Raw genomic sequence first — 24,646 nt, forward strand, 5'->3', positions numbered from 1 at the left:
GGCTAAAAAAGAACAAAACACCCCTCCGGTCTTTACCACCTTGACTGTACTTCCCACCGAAGACAGTACAAGGCATCTCAAACAGGCAGGTCTCCTGGCTCGCACCTCATCCAAAACCCTCTTTGGCCTTCCCAGAAGGCAAGCCCCACTTTTCAGGAGAGGAACCCAACCTTCCAGTGGCAAAAGTTTATTGAGGGCTTGTCAGTGCTCACAGTAGCGGGGGCTGCAGCGGATTTTCACCGCTTTCCCTATTAAGCCGCCAAATGGCAGCACCTGCTTGATAGGTAAAGGTGCCTATCGCAAATATTCAATTTTTCAAACTTTGTATTGCATATTTGCAATGAAAATTGACAATTGTATTTATGCAATGAATTTTATATCAAACATGTTAATTGAAAAGTTAGGAGTTGTCAATATATTAAAAATTTTTGATATATAACTGTGATTGCAACAACAAATGAAACTATAAAAACAACATTGAAGTTATTTTTATAGAGAAGATAAATAAGCAAGTTTATGTATTTTTCAAAGCTTTATCGTGTTCAACAATATTTCTAAAAATTATTCCATCTTCTTTGTACTGCCATGTCAGTCTTATTCCCATCGTAATGCCTGTTTCAAATATATCTTTTGTCCCTTGGATTTTTTTAGTTTGCAAAAAAGGGTGGTATGAATTTTGTAATAATAGTTCTAACTTTTTCTTTAGTATCTTTTTTGCATCTGGTGGCAATTTGTTTACTTTTTCTTTGAAAAGTTGCGAGTAATAAATCTTCATTCGTCATTCAACCCAAATCATCAAATAACTCTTGCAACGAATTAGCCACCATGAGTTTGCCTTCCTTGATTTCCTGTTCTACAGTTGCTTCTTCTCTTTGCCACTTCTCAGAGTAAAACCACCCCTGCTCTTTCGCAATAGTTACTACAGGCGTTAAAATTATCCTACCATCCTTCTCCTCTATTTGTAATAAATCACCTACACGCAAGTCTAATTTCTTCAGAATTTGAGCTGGAATTATCACTCGGGATTTTTACTTTATTTAAACTATCACCATTTCTCACCTCTTAAAGCTTAGAAAGTTTTACTTTCTAACTTTAGTATATTCTTGCTAAATATTTTTCAATTTAAAATATTAAGTCCAAGAATTTCAGCATATCAATCTTTTCCCTTATTTCCATTCCCTTTGTTGTAAGATAATTTCCAACCATACAACCATTTATTCCACATTCATATGCCATTATTTCCTTATCTCCGAGTGCATTTTCTTTCCCGCCTGCAAGAAGAATGGTCTTCCTTGGTAGTATAATTCTAAATAGTGCCAGGGTGATAAAAATTTCGTTTTGGTCTATGATCTTCATATCTTCCAAAGGCGTGCCTTTTATTGGGTTTAATATGTTGATTGGAACAGAATCAACCTTTAATTCTCTCAGTTCAAATGCAAGCTTAATTCTCTCAATCATATCCTCGCCCATTGAAATTATTCCACCACTGCAGATTTCAAGACCTGCCTCTTTTGCAATCTTTAAAGTCTCAATCTTTTGCTGATGAGTATGGGTGGAGCAGATATTTTTAAAATATGTGCTGGATGTCTCTAAGTTATTGTGATACTTTACAACCCCAGCTTTCAATAACTTTTTTGCCCTTTCTTGAGTAAGAAAGCCGAGCGATGCACACAAAAGAATGTTATAATTCTTTGAGATATATGAATAGATGTCTAAAATTTTTTCGAATTCTGAGTCATTAAGCTTTTCACCACTTGTGACTAAGGAAAATCTTTTTGCTGGAAAAGATATTACATTCTCAAGATACTCTGTTACCTCATCAAGCGTTGCAAGATCTTTTATCTCAATTGAACAACTGTGATGGATAGACTGGGAGCAAAACTTGCAGTCTTGAGAACAAAGTCCTACCTTTGCAGGGAAAATAGAGCAAAGCTCAATTGTGTTTTCAAAATAATGTTGTTTTATAGTATTGGCAAGGTTTTTTACCAGGTCTGCATCATGTTTTGCAATTTCATAAAGTATAATTGCCTCATTGAAATTAATATCTCTCTCATACTCAACTATCATTTTTTCAACTTCTTTAACAAATTGAACTGATTGAAAAAAATTCAGCAACTAAATCATCTCCAAACGAAAATGTTTAATTTTAATGATAGCATATAAATTACAAATAGTAAACTATAAATTAAAATACGGTTTACATAGAAGCAAAAAAATAATTGTTTCAAAGAAGAAGATACGAAAGATGTCTAACAATAAAAATAAACTCGTACAAAAATTATTGTTTACTGGTGCAAGGTTTTTGAAGGGAAAGTTGCCTTTTTAATTCCAATTTAAACCACCTAAAAACCCAATAAAAATGGCGGAGAGAGAGGGATTTGAACCCTCGGTACCCCTTTTGGGGGTACACACGATTTCCAGTCGTGCGCCTTCGACCACTCGGCCATCTCTCCGCTACTATTCCCTTTTCACTTTATCTATTATAAGGCATATTTTGAGTTTTGACAATGGGAAAGTTAGAAGCAAGAAGTAAAAACTCGAAAAGTTATATTTGAATAACAGAGTATCTTTCATTGTTCAATACTTCAAGCATAAATTCTACAGGATCTGGAAGTTGATTTTTAATAAGGTTTTCAAATATTTTTTGAGACATTCCAGAACACCAAAGTAGGCAACTCATATCCATGATTTTTATACCTTTCTCTTATCGCATCAAAAAGTGGTGCGTCAGGTGAAACTCTTGTGGCTTCGTCAAACTCCATGTCTGAGACAATATATAATTTTTGGGGCAAGTCCTCTTGTGCTAAATTTTTATTTATTGCAATATTTTAATATGAGTGTGAAGACTGCTTCAATATCTGTGTTGCATTCCCAGTGTGCATTCTCCAAAATTTTAACTTTCTCATAAATAGTTTGTCCTTGGATTTTTTGTAGCTTAGGTTTTGCAGAAAAAGTATTAAAAAAGCTAAAAGATATATCAAAAAAATCAAAAATGCTTCTATTTATGAGAAAAGAAATAAAAAACAATAAATTTGTTGTATTTAAACCGTTATTTTCGACAAAAACTCTGAAATTAGGTTCTTGACAACTTTTTAAAAAGTCTTTATAATATTTACCCCCTCTATTTACAAAAAAAAAGAATAGTGATATAATATTATTGTTTTTGAATGTAGTAAAATGGAGAAATTTTCATGCAATATGAAAAGTAAATATTTTTAGAGGGGCAGTGATGTTAAGGTGGTTGATAAACTTCACCTTCAACAGCTAAAAAAGGATATAGAAGCCCTAAAAGGCGAAAAGGTTTTAATTCGCGCAAATAAAGGACGAAAAAAGATGATTGAGGTTGAAGGTATTTTAGAAAACACTTATTCAAACATCTTCGTTGTCAAGTTTCCAGTTGACAGAGAATGTAAACAGTTCAGGTGTGTAACATACACCTATTCTGATCTCATTACAAATACGGTAGAAATTATTCTTTGTAGGACAAATACAAAAGTAGGTGTCATGTAAACTCTATAGTTTTGTTGAAACTTCTTGTATGTTTCTATTATAATCGAAAATATTGATTTGTCAACTACTCAAATAGAGCTTATTCTAAAACATTTTAGAGTAAGCTCTTTTTTATTTTACATATTCTTGGGACATCTTGGCATATATTTATATAGTAAAAGAACATTAAACGGAGGCAAGTTAGAATTGGAAAAGAGATTTGAAAAGATTGAATACATGAATATTTATGGTACAGATTCACAAAAAGTAATTGTTGAAGGCGAAATTTTGCTTCCAGAGATAAAACCAGATGCTTTAAAGGTGCTTCAAACTGACAGCAAAGTTTTGATTACCAATGTTGAAATTTTAAATGACAGGGTAGTTGTTCAAGGCGAAATAGAATTTCAGGTGATTTATCTCTCAACTGATCCACAGAAGAAAATTGCTTCTGTTTCAAGTTCAGCTGAGTTTTCAAAAACTTTTGACATGTTGGGGATTAGACCTACAATGGCGTACGAAGTGAAAGATGATCTTATTTATACATTTTGTTCACTTTTAAGTCCTCGCAAACTTTCTGCCAAGGCAATTGCAGAGATTACTGTTTTGGTAAAAGCACCAACTACTGTTGAGTATCTTGCCGATATTGAAGAAAGTTCGATAAAGTATTTAAAAGAAAAAATTTCAATTTCGAATCCTTATACTATAAAAGAAGAGATTTCAAAAAGGGAGATTTTAGAGATATCTCAAGGTAAACCTTCGATCAGAGAAATATTACGATGTTTTGCAAGGCTTTCAGACAGGAACATCAAATTTGACAGAAAAAAGATAACTTTTGATTTAAAAGTAGACTTAAAGACCCTCTATTCACCAGATATTGGGCAAAATCCTATTGAGATGGTTGAGCATGAGGTGTTAATCCAGCACCAATCTGAACTTCCAGACAGTCCTGATGATGTTGAACCGACTGTGAAGTTTTATATCAAAAATTTCAAGGTTATGCCAAAAACTGATGAAGTGGGCGAACTTCGCAGGATAGAGTATGACATAACCATTGAAGCTGAGATAGCATTCCATGATGTAAAAACTATTGAACCCATTATTGATGCATATTCGACAGCGTATGAGATAAAAGATTCTAAAAAAATTCTCAGCATAGAACAATTTGTTGGGAAAGTTCGACATGTACATCTTTTAAAAGATATAATTACTCTTCCTACGGAACCTGAACAGGTATTTTCAGTTTCTGGAAGGATTGAGATAGATGTTATAAAGCCAGAAAAGAATAAAGTTAATATAAAAGGTGTAGCTGTTATATTTTTGATTTATCTTTCAAAAGACCAGCAGGATATCATAAAAAATACAACATCGCAAATTCCTTTTGATGTTAAATTGGATATAGAAGGGGTAGAAGAGACCGACAGGGCATTTGCAAATATTGAGATAGAAAACATATCATTTTCAATCATTTCTACATCTGAAATTGAACTGAGAATTCATCTTGCGATTGAAGCGTGGATAAAAAGAGCTCTCTCGAAAGAAATTTTATCTGATTTAGAGTTTGTAGAAGAGATAAAAAAAGAAGATGAGAGACTTGCAAGTGTGTACATCTATACTGTCCAGAAAAATGACACTCTGTGGAAAATAGCAAAAAAATACAGAACAACAGTAGAAAAAATCATAGAATTCAATCAGATAGATAAAGAAGAAATTGTACCTGGGCAAAAACTTTTAATAGTTAAATAGAGAAAGTAAACTGCCTCATTTAGAAATGAAGTTCCAAATGAGGCAGTATTTTTTTACGATTTTATAGGCGCTTTTTTGAGAATGACATCTATACATTTGTTTATGTCACCTGCGCCAATAGTTGCAACAATGTCTCCTTTTTTAGCCTCTTTTACTACATAACAGGCGATATCTTCAAAATTACTTATATACTCACAGTCAACTCCAATTTCTTTCAGTTTAAAATAAAGCTTTTCAGATGTAATCCCAAAAACATTTTTTTCACGTGCGGCATATACATCTGTTACAATAACCTTGTCAGCTAACTTCAAGCTTTCAGCAAAATCGTTTAAAAGAGTTTTAAGTCTTGAAAAAGTATGAGGCTGAAATATTGCAATAACCTTTCCTTTAGAAATATTTTTGAGAGTAGCAAGTGTTGCTTTAATTTCAGTGGGATGATGAGCATAGTCATCATAAAGATATATTCCATCGAACTCTCCTACCTTTTCAAGCCGACGAGAAGCTCCACAAAATTCAGAGAGAGCATGTTCAATAATAAAAGCTTCCACACCTAACTTTGAAGCAACTGCAAATGCCGCAAGTGCATTGTAAACATTGTGAAAACCAGGAATATTAAGTTTTATATGAGCTAAAACTTCATTGTTATTATTTTTAACATTAAATTCATAATATCCATCATTGCAAATAATATTATCGGCAAAAATGTCAGCTTTTTCTTTTGTAGATATACAAATTACTTTTGTATGAAGTTTGCTTATAACATCTTTAACATTTTTGTCATCGCAGTTTACAACAATAAACCCTGAACTGGGAATTTTCATTGCAAACTTTTTAAAAGATTCTTTTATTGAATCTACATTTTTGAAATAATCTAAGTGGTCATTATCGATGTTTAAGATAACTCCAATTGTAGGGTTGAACTTTAAAAAACTATCCACATATTCACATGCCTCAACAACGAGATAATCTTTAGAGCCAATCACAAAATTTCCACCAAGTTGTTTTACAAATGCGCCTACCAAAATTGTAGGGTTATAATTTGCTTTTTCCAGTATATAACCAATCATAGAAGTTGTAGTTGTTTTTCCATGTGTACCTGCGATTGCTATTACATTTTTAAAATCTTTCATCAAAAACCCTAAAAATTCTGCCCGTTCATAGATTTTCAAATTCATTTTCTTTGCTGCTACAAGCTCAGGATTATCTTTTGAAATTGCCGCAGTGTATATTACAATTTCATCACCGTGTATATGACTTTCATCATGACCAATATATACATTTATTCCGTTTTCTCTTAGCACTTTTGTAGTAGCGCTTTCCTGCATGTCAGAGCCTTCAACGCAAAAACCCTGATTTTTGAGTATCAAAGCAATTGCGCTCATTGATATTCCACCGATACCTATAAAAAAGTATTTATTCATTTTTAAAAAACTTACCTCCAACCTGAAAGTTTCAATGCTAAAATACTTCTACATTTTATATTATACTTCTTTTTTGCTTGGCTTGTTAAAAAATTTTACAATCTATTGTAATAAACAATAAGTCTTCATCAAAGACACAGTTACCTGCTTTTTTGTTATCCTTGTTCAACAAAATTTCGCACATTTTATACAAAATATGTATTGATTTCGCCTAAATTAGCTGTTATATTTTTATTTATAATCGAAATCGATTACGTACAAATCTAAATTAAAGAAAAAGGATGAGGAAGATGAAGTATACAATAAAAGACATAGCAAAGATAACTGGCTATTCTGTTGCAACAATTTCAAGGGCGTTGAGCGGTAAAGAAGGAGTAAGTGAGGAAAAAAGAAAAGAAATCCTGAAAATTATAGACCAGCTTGGATATATTCCAAACCAGAGTGCAAGAAGGCTCAGAAGCAAAGAGACAAAAAATATTCTGGTGATGATACCTGATATAGAAAACTACTTTTTTAACAAGTTAATTAAAGGTATTGAAAAGGAAGCTCGCAAAAAAGGTTACAATATTATCCTTGGAGATTTTTCGGATTCTCAAGAAATTGAAGAGGAATACTACAAAATGATGAAAGGACAGATAGCAGATGGAATATTGATTGTTGGAAGTCTGAGCGGTCCTCAAAAGATTGTTGAAATATCAAAACAATTTCCTTTGGTTATAATTTCTGACTATTTTTCGGACGAGCTTGTGACTGTGTGTATTGACAATTTTAAAGCTTCATATGATGCTACAATGTTTTTGTACAAGTGTGGATACAGAAAGATTGCTAAAATAACAGGAAAAATTGGATCTATTCTTTCTCAAGACCGACTAAGAGGATATAAAATGGCTCTTGAGAACTTAGGGTTAGGTAGTGATGAAAAATATATAAAATATGGTGATTTCAAGTACGAAAGTGGTTACAAACTTACAAAAGAACTTTTGAAAATGTCATCTGCTCCAGATGCTATCTTTTGCTCAAACGATGAGATGGCAATTGGGGCATGTGATGCAGCAAAAGATCTGGGTTTTTCTATTCCCGATGAGCTTGGTGTTATGGGCTTTGATGATATCGAACTTTCTTCAATGGTGACACCAAAGATTTCTACAGTTCACCAGCCAAGATATGAAATGGGAAGATTGGCTGCACAACTTTTAATAAAAATTTTGTCTGGTGAGAAAATTTCAAAAGGTAAATATATACTTGATACTTCAATAATTCCAAGAGAATCAACCAGAAATGCAAATATCACAAAATGATATGCATTTTTTAAAGACCTATTGACAAATTGAACAAGATATAATATATTTTATTTAGCGTAAACGATTACGATAGACAATAAAAATAGCTGCCTGATCTCACAAAAAACTAATTAGATAAAGACCAGGCATAAAATTGGTAATATCCCATCATATGGGATATTATACATCTCCCCAATATATATTATATCACAAAATTACTTAAGAGGAGGTATTTTTAAATGAAAAGATTTATTGCTGTTGTCATTCTAATTGCATTAAGTGTTAGTTTATTTTTGGTCTTTGGTCCTGACAATTCTAATGCCAGTTCTAAAAAACAGGTCACAATCACCTATGTACGTGGCAAGGACGAAACCCATGCAACAGAAAAAATTATTCAAGAGTTCATGAAGAAAAACCCTGATATCAAGGTAATCTACAAAGAAAACCCCTCTGACACAGGTCAAAATCATGACCAGCTTGTGACAGTACTGAGCGCTGGTGGTTCTGACATTGACGTGTTTGACATGGATGTTATCTGGCCAGCTGAGTTTGCTCAGGCAGGTTACACACTTCCTCTTGACAGGTTTATAAAGCGTGACAAGATTAATCTCAATGACTACATTAAAGGGACAATTGATGCTGCAAGATTTAAAGGGCAGATGTGGGCATTTCCAAGGTTTATTGATGCAGGACTTCTTTATTACAGAAAAGATATTGTTCCCCATAATGAACTCCCAAAGACATGGGATGATTTGATTAAGGTTGCTAAAAAATACAAAGGTAAAAATGGGACAAAATATGGATTTTTAATGCAGGCAAAACAGTACGAAGGTCTTGTTTGTGATGCTATAGAATATATTGCATCTTATGGTGGAAGAGTTGTTGATGAGAGTGGAAACATTGTAGTTAATAACAAAGGAACAATTGATGGACTTAACATGATGAGAAAAGTTATAACATCAGGGATTGTTCCACCAAACATCAACACATTTACAGAGATTGAAACACATACTGCTTTCATAAACGGTCTTGCAGTGTTTGCAAGAAACTGGCCATACATGTGGGCTATGGTAAACAGTCCACAGTCAAAAGTAAAGGGAAAAGTTGGAATCTTGCCTCTTCCAAAAGGTTCAAAAGGTTCAGCTGCTTGTCTTGGTGGCTGGATGGTTGGTATTAATAAATATACAAAGAATTCTGAAGCTTCATGGAGACTTTTGAAGTTCCTTGTACAAAAAGAAGGACAGAAACTTATGGCTATTTACAATGGAAATGTTCCAGTGTATAAACCACTTTTCAATGACAAGGATGTAATCAAAGCAAATCCGCTTATTGGAGATAAGAAGTTTGTTGAAGCTATATTAGCAGCTGTTCCAAGACCAGTTTCACCAATTTATCCAAAGATTTCAGATGCTATGCAGATTGAATTTTCCAACATTGTAAATGGCAAGAAAGATGTAAAGACAGCTGTCCTTGATTTAGACAAGAAGTTAAAAGAGCTTGTAAAGACTCAAAAATAAAAGGCAATTCTTAATATTGTGAGTTGGCAGGCTTAAAAGGTTTTTAAGCCTGCCAATCAAGTTTAAAGGGGAGGAAAATAATGGGCAGAAAGGAAAAACTGTTTGGATATTTGTTCTTACTTCCTGCGGTTTTGATATTTGTTTTTGTTGCGGTGATTCCGCTGATACAGGTGTTTGTGTTCAGCTTATTTGACATTCAGCTCAATAATCCTACAAAAAGTGAGGTTTCACTTTCATATAAAATAGATGTAGAAAACTATGCTAATACTATTTTTACAGTTTCTTCAATAATAGATGGAATCAATATTGAATCTTTAAATGATAGTCAAAAAAAGACAATTGCCAGAATAAAATCTCTATTGCCTATGATGGAGAAAAGTATTTTTAACACAAAGGCAAGAATTGACAGGCTCAACAAGGTCAATCACCTTTTAAATAACTTTCAGCCGGTAGATAGCAAGCTAAAATATCTACCAGTGGCTGCTAAAGAGATAAATCAATATAATGCATATGTAGATAAAATCATAAACCTTACAAACTCTTTGCCAAACACGCAAGAGATGAATGATTTAAAACAGGCAATTTTAGCGTTTGACCAGGTGATAGTTAAACCAAACTTTGTTGGTCTTCAGAACTATTGCTACTATCTAAAAGATTCAAGGCTTTTGTCAGCCGTAAAAAATACACTTTTGTTCACAGTTGTAACAGTGTTTTTTGAACTTATGTTTGGTCTAATGCTTGCAGTTGTTATGCACAAAGTAGCAAGCCTGAAAAATGTTTTCAAAAGCATTGTTCTTATGCCCTGGGCTATTCCAACAGTTATATCAGCTTTGATGTGGAAGTTTATGTATGATGGTCAGGTTGGTATCTTGGCAAAGTTTTTTGCAGACATTGGACTTATCAAAAGCCCGGCAGACCTTTTATCAAGCACTACAAACGCAATGATAGCTGCAATGACAGCCGATATCTGGAAAACAACGCCCTATATTGCAATTTTGCTTGTTGCAGGACTTCAGACAATTCCGGAGTCACTTTATGAAGCTGCAAAAGTGGATGGAGCAAATGCGGTGTATCAATTTTTCAGGATTACACTACCGATGTTAAAACCAACTATACTTGTGGCCCTGCTTTTTAGAACCTTGGATGCATTTAGAGTATTTGACCTGATTTATGTTTTGACTGGTGGCGGGCCTGCAAACTCAACAGAGACAGTTTCTATCTACACTTATAAAACTTTGTTTAACCAGCTTGACTTTGGTAGTGGTTCAACCTTAGCTGTGCTGATTTTCATAATGGTAACCATTATAAGCTTTATCTATATAAAAATCCTTGGCGCTGAGGTATTCTCACATCAAAAGAGGTGATGGGATAAAATGAAAAACAAGAAGAAACTGACAGGCGAAAAGATTGCAAAGATTGTTATGAACATAATAATTGTGCTGGCACTGATTGTAATTTTGTTTCCTTTTTACTGGCTACTTCTTACATCAATAAGACCAAAAAGTGAAATATTTAATATTTCATCACTGATAACACTAAAACCTCATATTGGCAACTACAAGATGGTGTTTACTGAAAGACCATTTGCCAGATACATTTTAAACAGCTTTGTAATTGGTCTTGAGACAACAATTATATCAATTGTGATTGCCAGCTTTGCAGCATATGCAATTGCAAAGACAAACATCTCACCAAAGATAAAAAACCTTGTTTTGAGTCTTTCATTGGCTGTTTCAATGTTTCCGCAAATTACAATTGTATCTCCTATTTACGTTATGGTAAAAAACTTAGGGCTTAGAAACAGCTTTTTTGGGCTTTTAATTCCATACACCACATTTTCACTGCCACTTGCAATCTGGTATCTGACAACATTTTACCAAGGCGTATCTCATGAAATTGATGAAGCAGCAAAGATTGACGGGTGCAACACATTCCAAATTTTTTATAAAATTATAACGCCTCTCATAGCACCGGGAATATTCACTGCAGCAATTTTGATTTTTATCTCTGCATGGAATGAGTTTTTGTTTGCCCTGGTTATCAACACAGACGATATCTGGAGAACAGTATCTGTTGGAATTGTCATGTTCCAGGGAAGGTTCACAATTCCCTGGGATGAGATTTCAGCTGCAGCAATTGTGGTGATGATTCCGCTTGTGCTAATGGTATTTGTATTCCAGCAAAGAATTGTGTCGGGACTTACTGCTGGAGCTGTGAAAGAATAAGAATTTGTAAGGGCTATTCTGAAAGGGTTTTTGAAAACCTCAACAGAGGTTTTTACCTTTTGGATAGCCCATTTTTTTATGTATGCATTTCAAGATCAAAGAAGCAATTTTGTGTTTACAAAAAGCAACAAAGTGTTATAATAATGTCAAAGAAATGTTGAAATTGTTCAACAAGTTGGGGTGAAATTTATGAAACAAATTATACCAGAAAGGTTGCAAAAAGCAAGGAAAAGTGTTGGGCTTACTCAGGAAAGGGTTGCGCAGCATTTTTAAAAAACCATTTCTTGATACACGCATCTCAGCACTTTATAGGAAAAGAAAAGGCATTTGTTTGATTGTTATAAACTCAGCACGAACTCTTGGCCATCAGATTTTTTCAGCTGCCCATGAATTGTATCATTACCAATACAATCCTGAAATCACAAGCAGAATTTGTATGGTTAATTCACCTAATTCAAAACAGGAAGAAATTATGGCAGATTTATTTGCTTCCCACTTTTTAATGCCAGATGAAGGTGTGATGGAAATAGCAGTAAAACGGAAAAATAAAAAAGGAGAGTTAGATGTTACAGATGTGCTTTTTATTCAGCAATATTTTGGTGTAAGTTATAAGGCAATTGTAATAAAATTACAGGAGTTGGGATATATAAAAGACCCTTCTTGCTATTTAAATATCCCAATAACTAAACTGGCAAAAGTCCTTGGTTATAACACTCAGCTTTATCAACCTACAAATGATATTTATTGTTCCAAAGCTTATGTAGAATTAGTTGTGGATGCTTTCAAATTAGAACAGATAAGCCAAAGGAAAGCAGAAGAATATTTAAACGCAGTAAATATTAACCTAAATGATATAATAGAGGGGCAACCTGTTGAAGAGGGGGACTGGATGTATGACTAATCCCCCTGCAGTAATAGATACAAATGTATTTTCAAACTTTGCCCTAACGGGTAACATTAACATACTTGAAATTCTGTATGGACAAAAACTTTATATGCCAACTATTGTTATACAAGAATGTGAAGATAAACCAGAACTTAGACCTTACATATCTGACGCTATTTCAAAAGGCTGGCTGAAAGAGTTTGTTATTTCATACACTTTAACTCCTATGGAGTTTGTAGAACATACCAGAATACGAAAAAGATTTCATCCAGGAGAAGGAGCAATTTTGGCAATTGCGAAAGTTAATAATTTTATTGTTATAAGCGATGATATGACAGGTGTAAAGAATTACTGTAAAGCCAATGGGTTAAAACTGAAGGGAAGTTTGGGGATACTATACGAAGCATATGATCAGAAATTGATAACTGCTGCCCAAGGCGACAAAATCATTCAAGATATGATAAAGTTTAATAGTTATAAAAGTCCTTTCAATCCATGGAAGAGGTTATAAACTGGTTTGTATACAGAATTGGAAGAGAATTGTTTTGACCTCTTGTTTTTTTTGATAGTCTATGCTATAATTTATAAAAAAATATTGTATCCAAAACAAAGGCGTTTTGGGGCGATAAGCTTCAAAGCGCCTTTAATTTTTTTGTAAAACTTTTTACAGGGGGGTTTTGCAAGATGCAGGTTGTATTGACTATCTTGGGTGCGCTTGTGTTATCAGTTGTCTTTTCGGTTCTAATTTTAAAAATCTTTGTTGACAAGACAATTTCAATTTTGCAGGGAAAGAACAACCTCAACGCAATTGAACAGCTCTTTTTGACACCTGTGAAAGACTGGGCAGCATCTTTTCAGAGCTTCTTAAGTGACATATTCAAAGAGATTGACCTTGCATACAACAAGATCTTGTCTGTTGCTTATGACATCGAAACAAGCGCAGAAAAGAACCAGCAGCAATCCAATCTTGTGCTAACAAATAGCAAGGACATTCAAAATTCTATATCAGGACTTCTGGTAGGTTTGAAACTTGTCCTTCAGCACATTGAAAGTGCATATGAAAATGTCTCAAGCCTTGAAGAATTTATGACTCATTTTAAAGAAAAAAACCAGAATATTCAAGAAGACATTCAAAAACTGCTTGCTGAGGTTTCAACCGATTTGGAAAGTATGGTTTCAGAAAATACAGCATACACCCAGAAAATGGCAGACCAAATAACCAAGCTCAAGACTGTTTTCAAAAAGGTAGAAGATTTTCTTGGCACAATTGTGAAAATTTCAGAGCAGATAAACATCCTTGCGCTGAACGCTTCTATTGAATCTGCAAAGCTTGAAAGTGTGCTTGGTGAGAATTTAAAAACCGGCTTTCATGTAATTGCTGACCAAATCCGAAAACTTTCAAATGACACAAAATCAACTGCAGACGAGATTGGAGACTTTATCATCGAGATTTCTGGCATAGTTGATGGAATTTCAAGCCTCAGCGAGAAAAGTAAGGACATAATATCAGCACAAGTTGAGTATGGCAAGACTACTTTCCAGAAACTAAATCAGGTTTCGCAGCTTGTTGACTACATAAACAAGAAAATTTCCCAGGCATCAGAAAAGCTTTCTGTCCAGTACTCTATTGTGAATGACCTTAAGCACTATGTATCAAGACTTGAGAATGACTATATCGCTGTTGATGCCAGCACCAGCAGAATTTTGAGTTCTGTAGAGGTAAGCCAAAAAACTGCAGCAAGGCTTATGCGGCTTATGAACAGGCTTGTTGACATGTGTAGGGAGTTTGAGTCTGTCAGAAACGACATCTCAGCAAAGATCACAAAGAGAGTAGAGATAGAGGTAAACCAGCAGCGTGTTGCAGAGGCTATCGAGACCATTGAAAATGAGGTGATTCCACAACTTGTTTTAAGCTGGCAGAAGGAGCTCAATCATAAAGAGGTTATAGACCAAAGTCTTCAAAAGTTTTCTAATATATTTGAGGCTCTGTGGACAAACAATCCTGATGGAACCTTTATATATTCAAATCCGCCGGAGGGCATAGAAAACGCAAAAGTCAGGGAGTGGTTTACAAAAGCAGTGGCAGGTCACACATATGTATCTTCAGCTTACATTTCAGCTATAACAAGAAATTACTGCATTACTATATCAATGCCTGTATATGACAATATTGGTAACTTATTGGGCGTAATAGGTGCTGATATAAAGCTATGAATAGTGAAATGTTTACAAACAGGTTTGTTAAGTTTGATGTAGAAAAATTTAATCAAAGATGCTACAATTAATACCATGCGCCTTTTGTTAAAAAATTGACCAAAAATAAAATTGGCACCAAAATTCAAAGCAGGTTGTAAAAGGAGTTGGAAAAAATGAAAAGGATTCATATCACAGAGACAGTTTTGAGAGATGCACAGCAATCTTTAATTGCTACGCGAATGTCTTTTGAAGATTTTGAGGGTATATTAGAAAAAATAGATGCTGCGGGGTATTATTCTATTGAGTGCTGGGGCGGTGCAACCTTTGACTCATGTCTTAGGTACTTAAATGAAGACCCTTGGGAGCGCTTGCGAAAGATAAGATCAAAAGTGAAAAACACAAAGCTTCAGATGCTTCTTCGCGGGCAAAATCTTTTGGGCTACAGACACTATCCAGACGATGTTGTGAGGATGTTTGTCCGAAAATCTATCGAAAATGGAATGGACATAATAAGGATATTTGATGCATTAAACGACCTTCGAAACATTGAGGTTGCAGTTGATGAGACAATCAAAGCAGGCGGTCATGCACAGGGCACAATTGTGTATACCATAAGTCCAATCCATAACCTTGAGATGTACGTAAAAATCGGAAAAGAACTTGAAAGCATGGGCGTTCACTCCATCTGCATAAAAGACATGGCAGGTATCATGAGCCCGAAAGAGGCGTACGAGCTTGTAAAGGCTCTAAAAGAAAACGTCAAGGTACCAATTTTTCTTCACACACATTCCACAACAGGGCTTGGAATTCTCACATACCTCAAAGCAGTCGAAGCCGGTGTAGATGGGATTGACACAGCAATTTCGAGCTTTTCAGGTGGCACATCTCAGCCGCCAACAGAGACGCTCAACTATGCACTAAAGCAGATGGGGTATGATACAAATCTTAATGATAAGCTTTTAAAAGAGATAAACGACTTTTTCAAGCCTGTAAAAGACAAGTTTATAAAAAATGGAATTTTGAATCCTTTTGTTCTTTCAACAGACACAGATGCACTCATCTACCAGATTCCAGGTGGCATGCTTTCAAACCTCATTGCTCAGCTAAAACAGCAAAACGCTTTGGATAAGCTTGATGAGGTTTTGATGGAGGTACCAAGGGTAAGAGAGGATTTAGGCTATCCACCGCTTGTCACACCTATGAGTCAGATGGTTGGCACGCAAGCTGCTGCAAATGTGCTTTCTGGTGAGAGATACAAGGTGATCCTCAAAGAAGTAAAGGCATATATAAGAGGCGAGTATGGAAGACCACCCGGGAAAATCAACCCTGAGCTTGTCAAAAAAGTTCTTGGCGATGAAAAGCCGATTGAGGGAAGGTTTGCAGACACCTTAGAGCCTATTTTCGAAAAGACAAAGGGTAAAGTCAAAGATTTTGCAAAAAGCGATGAGGATGTGTTGTCTTACATTCTCTTCCCTCAGGTTGCTGAGGAGTTTTTGAGAAACAGAGGCAAAAAGAAAGAGCCAAGAGAAAGAAAGATTGAATATACAATAGAAGGAATATCTTAAAATTTTCTGAGCAAGAAGGTGAAATAAATGGAATACTCTACCTTGGGTCAGAGATTCATCCTTGGTCTTGAAGTGACGGTTATCGGGATGCTCATTGTCTTTGCTGTGCTTGCGCTTTTGTGCGGGATTATAAGCCTTTTATCAAAGGTTTTGCAGAGGTTCGAAAAGCCAACGAAGGCTACCGAAAGCGAGCTTTCCTCTCTTGAAATAGACGAGACGCAGGAGTACAAGCCCGTTGAAAAGACAGGTTTTACATCTGGCGAGGCTAATGTCTTAGACGCGGAGGATGAAGAGGTTGCAGCAATCTTGGCTGCAGTTGCAATAGATTCTGATATTCCTCTTTCTGAGCTTAAAATAAAATCAATTAAGCCAGTAAAAGAATAAAAAAACAATTTTTTTTGCGGAGGGTGAGTTTAATTATGAAATATATTGTAACAATCAACGGCAAAAAGTTTGAGGTTGAGGTTGAGAGGGTTTCAAATGGAAATGGTCATATGGATTCTTCTTCAGTTTCAAAAAAAGTTTCAAGTGATGAGATTTCAAGGGTTGTCACAGGTGGAACAAAAGTTTCTGCTCCTATGCCAGGAAAAATTTTATCTGTCAATGCTAAGGAGGGACAGAAGGTCAAAAAAGGCGATGTGCTTTTCATCTTAGAAGCAATGAAGATGGAAAATGAGATTATGGCACCGGAAGATGGTGTAGTAGAAAAGATTTTAGTATCAAAAGGTGCTCAGGTTGCAAGTGGTGATATACTGGCAATCTTAAAGTAACTACAAAAGAAGGAGAGAAACAAAGATGGAATTTTTCAATATGATAACAAAGGCAATATCAGACATTTTAACAACATCTGGTTTTGCCAAGATAACATTGGGTCAGGCAATAATGCTTGCAATATCATGCATTTTGATATATCTTGCAATTGGTAAAAAGTTTGAACCGCTTCTTTTGCTTCCCATTGCGTTTGGTATGATGCTTGCAAACCTACCACTTTCGTTTTTATCAAGCCACGACAAGGGCGGACTTGTGTACTATCTTTATCAAGGTGTAAAACTTGGCATTTACCCACCACTTATATTTTTAGGCGTTGGTGCTATGACAGACTTTGGACCGCTGATTGCAAGGCCAATTAGTCTTTTTCTTGGCGCTGCTGCCCAGTTTGGAATTTATTTTGCGTTCATGGTAGCGCTTCTAATAGGCTTTACACCGCAGGAAGCAGCATCTATTGGTATAATAGGCGGTGCTGATGGGCCAACTGCAATTTTCCTTACCACAAAGCTTGCACCACACCTTCTTGGTGCTACCGCAATTGCAGCATATTCTTACATGGCTTTGATTCCGCTTATTCAGCCGCCTATTATGAGGCTTTTGACAACAAAAGAAGAGCGAATGGTCAAAATGGACCAGCTTCGAGAGGTTTCAAAGCTTGAAAGAATTGTTTTCCCAATTGCGGTTACGATAATTGTGTCGCTGCTTTTGCCATCTGTTGCACCGCTGATAGGATGTCTGATGCTTGGTAACCTCTTTAGAGAATGTGGGGTTGTTGAAAGGCTTTCAGACACAGCCCAAAATGCTCTGATTAACATAATCACAATCTTCTTGGGACTTTCGGTTGGTGCAACTGCCACAGCCGACAGGTTCCTAAATCCAAAGACCCTTGCAATAATCTTTTTAGGCCTTTTGGCATTCATATTTGCAACAGTTGGCGGAGTTGTGTTTGGCAAGATTATGTATAAGCTCTCTGGCGGCAAGATAAATCCTCTCATTGGCTCTGCAGGTGTTTCTGCTGTGCCAATGGCAGCACGCGTTTCACAGGTTGTGGGGCAAAAAGAAAATCCTTCAAACTTTCTTTTGATGCATGCAATGGGACCAAATGTTGCCGGGGTTATTGGTTCTGCTGTTGCAGCAGGGGTTCTTTTGACGTTGTTTAAATAAATTTTAATGGCCCTGCAGAAGAAGATATCTTTTGCAGGGTTTTGTTTTAAATTACAACATAATATCGTATTTACTAGTAGTTATTTAAGTTATTTTGTTCATTAAAAATTAAATAATTTTGTTAAAATGTTTTGTCGAATAATCAATAAAAAGTGACTTATTATTGTATTGGCAGATAAAATAAGATATAATCAAAATTAACATACAAAATTTATAAGGGTGGGAGTACTTGTGAAAAAAGAAGGTATGACCAAATTGAGAAACGGCGTTAATCTTCAAGTCTTGATTTTTTCATTTTTGAAGAGAGGAAAACTTGCAAAACGCTTTGCATTATTGATTGCGTGTATTGTGATTATTCCAATTGTAATAATTGACATTTTGTCAATATCAATGTCAGTAAATTCGGTTATTAATGAAAGTAAGAAATCATATCTTGCTGCAACAGATTCAACTGCAAAATACTTTCAGCTTGCAGTAAAAACTGCTCAGAACAATGCAACTCAGCTTATGTCTAATGAGCTTATTCAAAGGTACTACTCTGAAAGTAAACAGGCAGCGTTAGAAGACTACGAAAAAATAACACTGCAGACGGATGCAAACAAAGCTATGCAAAATGTATTAATTTCGAACAATATGATTGCAGGAATTTACATATTGGTAAATAAAGAAAAATCGTTGTTTAATCCATCGATAGTTTTTGAGATTGACTATGAAAAAATAAAAAATACAGGATGGTACAAAAAAATACTCGATGCTGGCGGACCTACAATAATTGAAGTGCATGATAAGGAATTTGATGAGGTAGCCAAAAAAAACAATACAAATATTCCTGAATATGCTTTTTGTATCGGACTACCATTTAAAGACATTGCGACAAACGAAACACTTGGGGTAATGCTCCTTGATGTAAGCAAAAACTGGCTTAGAGACCAGCTTCAGGAGTCTCAGATTTCTCAACAGGGCGGATTTATGCTTGCAGTCTCTTCTCAGGGGCAGGTTGTACTACCAACAGAATGGGAGAATAAATTCAAAAATATACCAAACAAAGACACCAATTTTATAAAAAAGGTTTTAGCAAATATGAAAGCTGATAAGCAGTCAGGAGCTTTTGATACAGTATATTCAAATCAACCATTTCTTATAACGTATTCGTTGATTCCGGATACACCATGGGCTGTTATAGGGATGATCCCTATTTCACAACTTATGACAAGTGCAAGGAAATTAGAAGTCATTTCGATTGTTCTAACAATAATATTTACTATGATTGCACTTGTTCTTGGTATATATTTTGCGCTGAGAATTGTAAGCGACATAGAAAAGATAACAAATGCATTTGAAGTTGCAGAAAAAGGCGATTTGACAATAAAATTAGATATCCAGCGTAACGACGAGATAGGTCTTATGGCGCACAGTTTCAATAATATGACAAAAAATATTAAACAACTTATCGAAAAGGGTATAACTTTGAGTGGGGAAGTAACCTCTGCAATTTCTACTTTATCAACAGTAGCTGGTGAAACAGCTGCAGCGTCAAATGAGGTTGCAAAAGCAATTTCTGAAATTGCAGAAGGTGCATCAAATCAGGCAAAAGAAGCAACAGGGGTTGTTGAGGTAGTATCACGCTTTGGTGAAAAGATAGAAACTATTGTTGAATCGTCTAATAAAATGGAGAAATTGACTAAAGATGTATCTAATCTATCTGAAAAAGGTGAAAGTGTTGTTGAAGTATTAAGTAATATTTCGCTTGACACAGTAAACATTACAAATGCAATGATATCAACCATTAATCAGCTTGCTGACTATTCAAGGTCAATTGGCAAGATTATTCAGGTACTATCAAGTATTTCAGAACAAACAAAACTTTTAGCGTTAAATGCATCAATTGAAGCTGCAAAAGCTGGTGAGGCGGGTAGAGGTTTTGCAGTTGTTGCAAGTGAGATTAGAAAGCTCGCCGACCAGTCAAAAGAATCAACACGAGAAGTTGAGGATATGATAAAAAGAATTGTAAGTCAGACAAAAGCTGCTCAGGATGTTGCTGATAAAGTGGAAGATGTTATTGAAAAGCAAAATGAAGCTGTTAAAAATGTTTCAGCTGCATTTTCAAGCATAAAATCTGCTATGGATGAACTGATAGATGGTATTGAAAATATTAATCAGTCTATTATGTCAATTGATAAAGAAAAGGATACAATTGTAAGAAGTATCGAAAATATCTCGGCAATATCACAGGAAACTGCTGCATCATCTGAAGAGGTTTCTGCCTCAACTCAAGAGCAGCTTGCAGCAATTGAAGAGCTTCGTGCTATGGCAGAAAGCTTAAATAAGCTTGCACAGGACTTAAAAGATGCTATGCAAGTTTTCAGAGTGTAATAAAATTGTTTCACCAATTTTACAGTTTGGTTACAGTTTAGTCAGAGCTATTGACTATTAAAAAACCGCTTGATAAAATTGTAGCTGTAAGTGATGAGGTTATGCTATATAGAAAATAGTATAGCCTTATCACTAAAAAATCATACAAGGAGGTTTGGTGAGTAGTTATGAGAAAGTTTAAAAGACTCATCGCTATTATCACAGTAATGCTTTTTGCTCTCTCAATAATTGCGCCTGCGTTTGCACAGGACGAATCAACACAAGAAACAAGTTCTGTGTATGACCAGGCTGCAAAAATTCTCCAGGAAAAGGGCATTTTAAAAGGCAATGAGCAAGGCGACCTGATGCTCGACAAGTCACTCACAAGAGCAGAAATTTTGGCAATGATTATCAGAGCAACAGGTCAAGAAGATGTCATCAATGATTATAAGGATGTAGAGCCATCATTCACAGATGTTCCAAAGGATCACTGGGCATTTGCATATGTTGAGGCAGGAAAAGACCTCGGTATTGTAAATGGTTACCCAGATGGAACATTCAAGCCAGACAAACCTGTCAAGTTTGAAGAGCTCTGCAAGATGCTTGTTGCTGCAAAAGGTGAAAGCCCAGCAGCAGGAAAATGGCCTCTCAACTATGTAAGAAAGGCTCTTGACCTTGGATTTTTCAATGGTATCGAAGATGAAGTTGGAATTGGTGATGTTGTAATCAGAGGTCAAGCAGCAGTAGCATTCGCAAATGCATTCTTCCAACCAGAAAAGACAATAGTTGTTAAGGATGTTAAAGCAGTTGCAAATGACACAATTGAAGTTTATGTAGATGCATATCTTGGAAATGAGATTGCAACACTTGAAGATGGCGATGTAATTCCTCTTGATTTTGAAATCAAGGATGCATCTGATCCATCAAAGACAATTGCGGTAACATTAATTGATTCTCAGGCATCTGACTTTGGAGCAGGAAAGCTTGTATTAAAGACAGCAGCTCAGACACCAAATACAACTTATAAAGTATTCTGCAAAGGTCAAGATACAGGTAAGACATTTGTAGGTGCGCCAGTTAACTTGCAAGTTTCAAAGGTTGCTTCTGACAATCTCAAGACAGTAACGGTTACATTCAATGATGAATTGGATGCAAGTACAGTTAAGGCAAGTGCATTCAAAGTAAATGATTCAACAAGTGGATTCACAGTAGGAGCGGCTGCAGACAAGAAGAGTGTTGTAATAGTTCTTGACAATGCAGTTTCTCAATTCTCCACTGTAAAAGTAACTGTATTGGCAAATACAATTAAGTCAAAATACGGGAAAGTTCTTGCAAGTGATTATAATGCAAATTTAACTATTCAAGATACAAAACAGCCAACTGTAACAAAAGTTGAAGCACTGAAACAAAATATTTTACAGCTTACGTTTAGTGAACCTGTAGTTCCACCATCAACAGCAGGTTATCTCACATGGCTCAAAGTTGATGGCGTAAATCAGGTTGCTAATAGCGTATCAACTGATTATGTAAACAATGTTGTTAAAGTTGTATTGACAAATGCACTCAGTGCTGGTAACCACAAAGTTGAAGTAACAAACGAAGTAAAAGACTTTGCAGGCTATAGTGCTGTTGCATACAGTGGTGATGTTGCAGTAACAGCTGATACAGCAGCTCCACAGTTGAAAGATGTTAAACTTGTTTATACAGATTCAAACAAGGCTGTTGTACAACTTATTTTCGATGAAGATATTGGAAGCGCAAGCAGCGTTAAAATAAATGGTAATGTTGCAACAGTATCAGTAAGTGGTGCAACAGTAACAGCAACTGTAAATATTAGTCTTGGTTTAGTGGGTGTCGTTACAATAGATTACACAGTTGCAGATCTTGCTGGTAATACTGCAAGTGTAACTGGTGTAGCAAAAACATTAACACTTGATACATCAGCTGTTACAATTACGGGCACAAGTGTTGACAGTAGCAACAATATTACAGTTACACTCAGCAAACCAATCTACAACAAAGATGGTAATGCAGCGGTTAAGATAAATGGAACATCAGTAACCTATACTGTAGATACAGCTAACAGCAAGGTTGTAATTCCTGCATTCAACTACAGCGGAAGTTGCACAGTTGTTTTGACAGGATTTTATGAAGCAACACCACTTCAGCTCAAAGTACCTGATTTAAGCTTTGCAGTTACATTGCCTGATATTAAGAGACCAACAGTTAAAGCTGTAGCTTATGATATTGTAGGAAGCACATACAACGTTTATGTAGTATTTGACGAGGCTATGAATACAGATTCAGTGAAAAAAGTAACCAACTATACCGTAAATGGTTCAATTAATCCTTCAAGTGTATCAGTAATTAGCGATAGAATTGTTAAGCTTACATTTGGCAGTAATATTGTTGGTGGAACATTAGTTGTATATGGAGTTAAAGATGTAGCTGGTAACGAAATTATATTAACTAGCCAGACATTGACAACAGCTGTAGAATCTTTAACAATTACAGCAGTTAAATTTACAGCTGCAAATCAAGTAGCTGTAACATTTAATCAAGGTATTTATTCAATTGCACCAAACGCATTCTATGTAACAAATGGTACATCTAACTACTATTTCAGTTCAGCATCTTATAGTGTTGGCGATGTAACAGTTAAATTCACATTAGCAAACCTAAGCGTACCATCAAATGTTGGTGGAACATATTCCTTAATATCAAATGGTACAACTATTAAGAGCATTTTTGAAAAGACATATACATCAAGTGGAAATGTATGGGCAAACATTGATGATGGTATTGCGCCAGCAGTAGCTAGTGTAACAGGTGGAGTTGGAACAATAACAATTGCATTTAGTGAAGCTGTTACCGTAGTAAATCTAGATGCTGCAGTAACTGTAAAAGATTCCGCAGGTAATGTTGTTGCTGCAACAAAGGCAACTATTTCAAATGGTTCTAATGTGGTAGGTATTTTAGTAACTGGGCTTTCAAAAGGTAACTACACAGTAACTGTTACAGCATCCCAGATCAAAGATGTAAGTCCTGCACAAAATACTATGTCATCTGATTATACATCAGGGACAATAAGCGTACAATAATTAGTATAGTGCTGAACAAAAAGGGTGTAGTGACATGACGTCACTACACCCTTTTTTATGACCCAATATATTAAAGGCTATTTGTCAAGAATTGAAGTGGGTATTTTCTAAACACCATCCGAGATTTTAAATATTTTTGTGTAAAGTAAATTAGATCATTCTGGGTAATAATCAGAATATAAATTAAATATATCTGATGAAGAAAATTTTTGTTTGTTATGGAGACTATCTTAAAGAGAAAGCAATACTTGAGTTTATAATGAAAAATCACATCTAATGAATACTATTAATCTGTTTGTTATTCTTTGTCGCATATCAAAAAAATTTCTTTCCACATTCTTTGCAAACATATCTTTACTTTCTTAAAATTAAATATGTTCTCTTACCCATTATTGGTATGTCCTTTACTCTTTGGACACGATAATCATGTATCTTGCTTGTGATACTACCACATTTAGGACACTTGTGAGGTTTTTGCGCCTGACTTATGTGGAGTTCTACTTCCTTTTGCTTTCTACTACTTGGTGGAGAATGATATCTTTTGATTTCAAAAGTTCTGTGATATAATTATGATTGAGCACTTATTCTGGATGCCTCCTTTCTTTTGTGTGTTTTTTTTTATACCTAAAAACAATTTTAATTATAGCAGGCATTCAGAATAAGTGCTATGTTTTTTCTGATATATTCAAAATAAAATTACACAATTAATCAACCATTCTTGGTACCTTTTCCTATCTGTGAACATATCAGAAAAATCCAAATTAATGTTGATTATAAAAGCGAGAATTTTATTTTCTCATTATTTATTTTTTAACATTACATACCCTCGGTCAAGTCCAAATTTTTGTGTAAAATACCCTCTGGTTAGAATATAAGCTTTTTAGTATATTTTAATCGGTCGAATAAAATTCCATATGGTTTTTTGTAAATTATAATTTA

The 24,646-nt window shown here is 35.1% G+C and carries 21 protein-coding genes, 1 tRNA gene, 1 pseudogene and 1 riboswitch; of the genes and pseudogenes, 15 read left to right on the forward strand and 8 right to left on the reverse strand.

What is annotated here, in order from left to right; translation table 11 throughout:
• Positions 1–67: 67 nt before the first annotated feature.
• Positions 68–292, reverse strand: a riboswitch (cobalamin riboswitch).
• Positions 293–514: 222 nt separating this feature from the next.
• The 6 genes from CaldiYA01_RS01315 to CaldiYA01_RS12230 form a co-directional block, all read right to left on the reverse strand.
• Positions 515–775 carry a hypothetical protein gene (locus CaldiYA01_RS01315; protein WP_207180577.1) on the reverse strand — a complete coding sequence of 87 codons (261 nt, stop codon included), beginning with the start codon at positions 773–775 and terminating at the stop codon, positions 515–517.
• 7 nt (positions 776–782) lie between these two features.
• On the reverse strand, positions 783–983 hold the full coding sequence (locus CaldiYA01_RS01320) for an AbrB/MazE/SpoVT family DNA-binding domain-containing protein (protein ID WP_238480567.1): 201 nt from the start codon (positions 981–983) through the stop codon (positions 783–785).
• A 139-nt stretch (positions 984–1,122) separates the two neighbouring features.
• Entirely contained in the window at positions 1,123–2,115 is a 993-nt protein-coding gene (gene bioB, locus CaldiYA01_RS01325) for a biotin synthase BioB (protein WP_207180579.1), read from the reverse strand.
• A 245-nt stretch (positions 2,116–2,360) separates the two neighbouring features.
• Positions 2,361–2,453 (reverse strand) — tRNA-Ser (locus tag CaldiYA01_RS01330).
• 180 nt (positions 2,454–2,633) lie between these two features.
• Complete coding sequence (locus CaldiYA01_RS12225; protein ID WP_408612165.1) at positions 2,634–2,762, reverse strand: DUF7788 domain-containing protein; 129 nt, start codon at positions 2,760–2,762, stop codon at positions 2,634–2,636.
• Between the two features lie 49 nt (positions 2,763–2,811).
• On the reverse strand, positions 2,812–3,027 hold the full coding sequence (locus CaldiYA01_RS12230) for a DUF7788 domain-containing protein (RefSeq protein WP_238480569.1): 216 nt from the start codon (positions 3,025–3,027) through the stop codon (positions 2,812–2,814).
• 210 nt (positions 3,028–3,237) lie between these two features.
• Between CaldiYA01_RS12230 and CaldiYA01_RS01340 the strand changes: the two genes are divergently transcribed.
• On the forward strand, positions 3,238–3,510 hold the full coding sequence (locus CaldiYA01_RS01340; protein WP_207180581.1) for a Veg family protein: 273 nt from the start codon (positions 3,238–3,240) through the stop codon (positions 3,508–3,510).
• Between the two features lie 186 nt (positions 3,511–3,696).
• A complete protein-coding gene (locus CaldiYA01_RS01345) occupies positions 3,697–5,232 on the forward strand; it encodes a DUF3794 and LysM peptidoglycan-binding domain-containing protein (RefSeq protein ID WP_207180583.1) in 1,536 nt (511 codons plus the stop codon).
• Positions 5,233–5,285: 53 nt separating this feature from the next.
• Here CaldiYA01_RS01345 and murC read toward each other — a convergent pair whose 3' ends face one another.
• Positions 5,286–6,653 carry a UDP-N-acetylmuramate--L-alanine ligase gene (gene murC, locus CaldiYA01_RS01350; RefSeq protein ID WP_207180585.1) on the reverse strand — a complete coding sequence of 456 codons (1,368 nt, stop codon included), beginning with the start codon at positions 6,651–6,653 and terminating at the stop codon, positions 5,286–5,288.
• A gap of 290 nt (positions 6,654–6,943) precedes the next feature.
• On the opposite strand from murC, the gene CaldiYA01_RS01355 reads away from it, so the two are divergent.
• The 13 genes from CaldiYA01_RS01355 (at position 6,944) to CaldiYA01_RS01415 (ending at position 23,707) form a co-directional block, all read left to right on the forward strand.
• Positions 6,944–7,951 (forward strand): LacI family DNA-binding transcriptional regulator, encoded by a 1,008-nt coding sequence (locus CaldiYA01_RS01355; protein WP_207180588.1) that lies wholly within the window; start codon positions 6,944–6,946, stop codon positions 7,949–7,951.
• 221 nt (positions 7,952–8,172) lie between these two features.
• Positions 8,173–9,450: an ABC transporter substrate-binding protein gene (locus CaldiYA01_RS01360; RefSeq protein WP_207180590.1), complete on the forward strand. Its 1,278-nt coding sequence runs from the start codon at positions 8,173–8,175 to the stop codon at positions 9,448–9,450.
• 80 nt (positions 9,451–9,530) lie between these two features.
• A complete protein-coding gene (locus CaldiYA01_RS01365) occupies positions 9,531–10,814 on the forward strand; it encodes a carbohydrate ABC transporter permease (protein WP_207180592.1) in 1,284 nt (427 codons plus the stop codon).
• A 9-nt stretch (positions 10,815–10,823) separates the two neighbouring features.
• Positions 10,824–11,675: a carbohydrate ABC transporter permease gene (locus CaldiYA01_RS01370; protein WP_013433500.1), complete on the forward strand. Its 852-nt coding sequence runs from the start codon at positions 10,824–10,826 to the stop codon at positions 11,673–11,675.
• A 232-nt stretch (positions 11,676–11,907) separates the two neighbouring features.
• Positions 11,908–12,576, forward strand: coding sequence for an ImmA/IrrE family metallo-endopeptidase (locus CaldiYA01_RS01375; RefSeq protein ID WP_333783650.1), 669 nt, complete (start codon positions 11,908–11,910; stop codon positions 12,574–12,576).
• Positions 12,569–13,072, forward strand: coding sequence for a hypothetical protein (locus tag CaldiYA01_RS01380; protein WP_207180596.1), 504 nt, complete (start codon positions 12,569–12,571; stop codon positions 13,070–13,072). The genes CaldiYA01_RS01375 and CaldiYA01_RS01380 overlap by 8 nt, the downstream gene beginning before the upstream one ends.
• 173 nt (positions 13,073–13,245) lie before the next feature.
• Entirely contained in the window at positions 13,246–14,775 is a 1,530-nt protein-coding gene (locus CaldiYA01_RS01385) for a methyl-accepting chemotaxis protein (RefSeq protein ID WP_207180598.1), read from the forward strand.
• A gap of 155 nt (positions 14,776–14,930) precedes the next feature.
• Positions 14,931–16,322, forward strand: a complete 1,392-nt coding sequence (locus CaldiYA01_RS01390; RefSeq protein WP_207180599.1) for an oxaloacetate decarboxylase subunit alpha — start codon at positions 14,931–14,933, stop codon at positions 16,320–16,322.
• 27 nt (positions 16,323–16,349) lie between these two features.
• Positions 16,350–16,706, forward strand: a complete 357-nt coding sequence (locus CaldiYA01_RS01395; RefSeq protein WP_207180601.1) for an OadG family protein — start codon at positions 16,350–16,352, stop codon at positions 16,704–16,706.
• Positions 16,707–16,741: 35 nt separating this feature from the next.
• On the forward strand, positions 16,742–17,092 hold the full coding sequence (locus tag CaldiYA01_RS01400; RefSeq protein WP_207180603.1) for a biotin/lipoyl-containing protein: 351 nt from the start codon (positions 16,742–16,744) through the stop codon (positions 17,090–17,092).
• A 25-nt stretch (positions 17,093–17,117) separates the two neighbouring features.
• The gene (locus tag CaldiYA01_RS01405) at positions 17,118–18,254 is read left to right on the forward strand and encodes a sodium ion-translocating decarboxylase subunit beta (protein ID WP_207180604.1); all 1,137 of its coding nucleotides are present in this window, start codon (positions 17,118–17,120) and stop codon (positions 18,252–18,254) included.
• A gap of 246 nt (positions 18,255–18,500) precedes the next feature.
• Positions 18,501–20,627, forward strand: a complete 2,127-nt coding sequence (locus tag CaldiYA01_RS01410; RefSeq protein ID WP_408612166.1) for a methyl-accepting chemotaxis protein — start codon at positions 18,501–18,503, stop codon at positions 20,625–20,627.
• Between the two features lie 167 nt (positions 20,628–20,794).
• Complete coding sequence (locus CaldiYA01_RS01415; RefSeq protein ID WP_207180607.1) at positions 20,795–23,707, forward strand: S-layer homology domain-containing protein; 2,913 nt, start codon at positions 20,795–20,797, stop codon at positions 23,705–23,707.
• Positions 23,708–24,064: 357 nt separating this feature from the next.
• Here the strand turns inward: CaldiYA01_RS01415 and CaldiYA01_RS12525 are convergent.
• Positions 24,065–24,288 (reverse strand): annotated as a pseudogene (locus CaldiYA01_RS12525) (transposase family protein); the annotation flags it as partial.
• Positions 24,289–24,646 lie beyond the last annotated feature (358 nt).

The sequence above is a fragment of the Caldicellulosiruptor diazotrophicus genome (assembly GCF_017347585.1).
Lineage (GTDB): Bacteria > Bacillota > Thermoanaerobacteria > Caldicellulosiruptorales > Caldicellulosiruptoraceae > Caldicellulosiruptor > Caldicellulosiruptor diazotrophicus.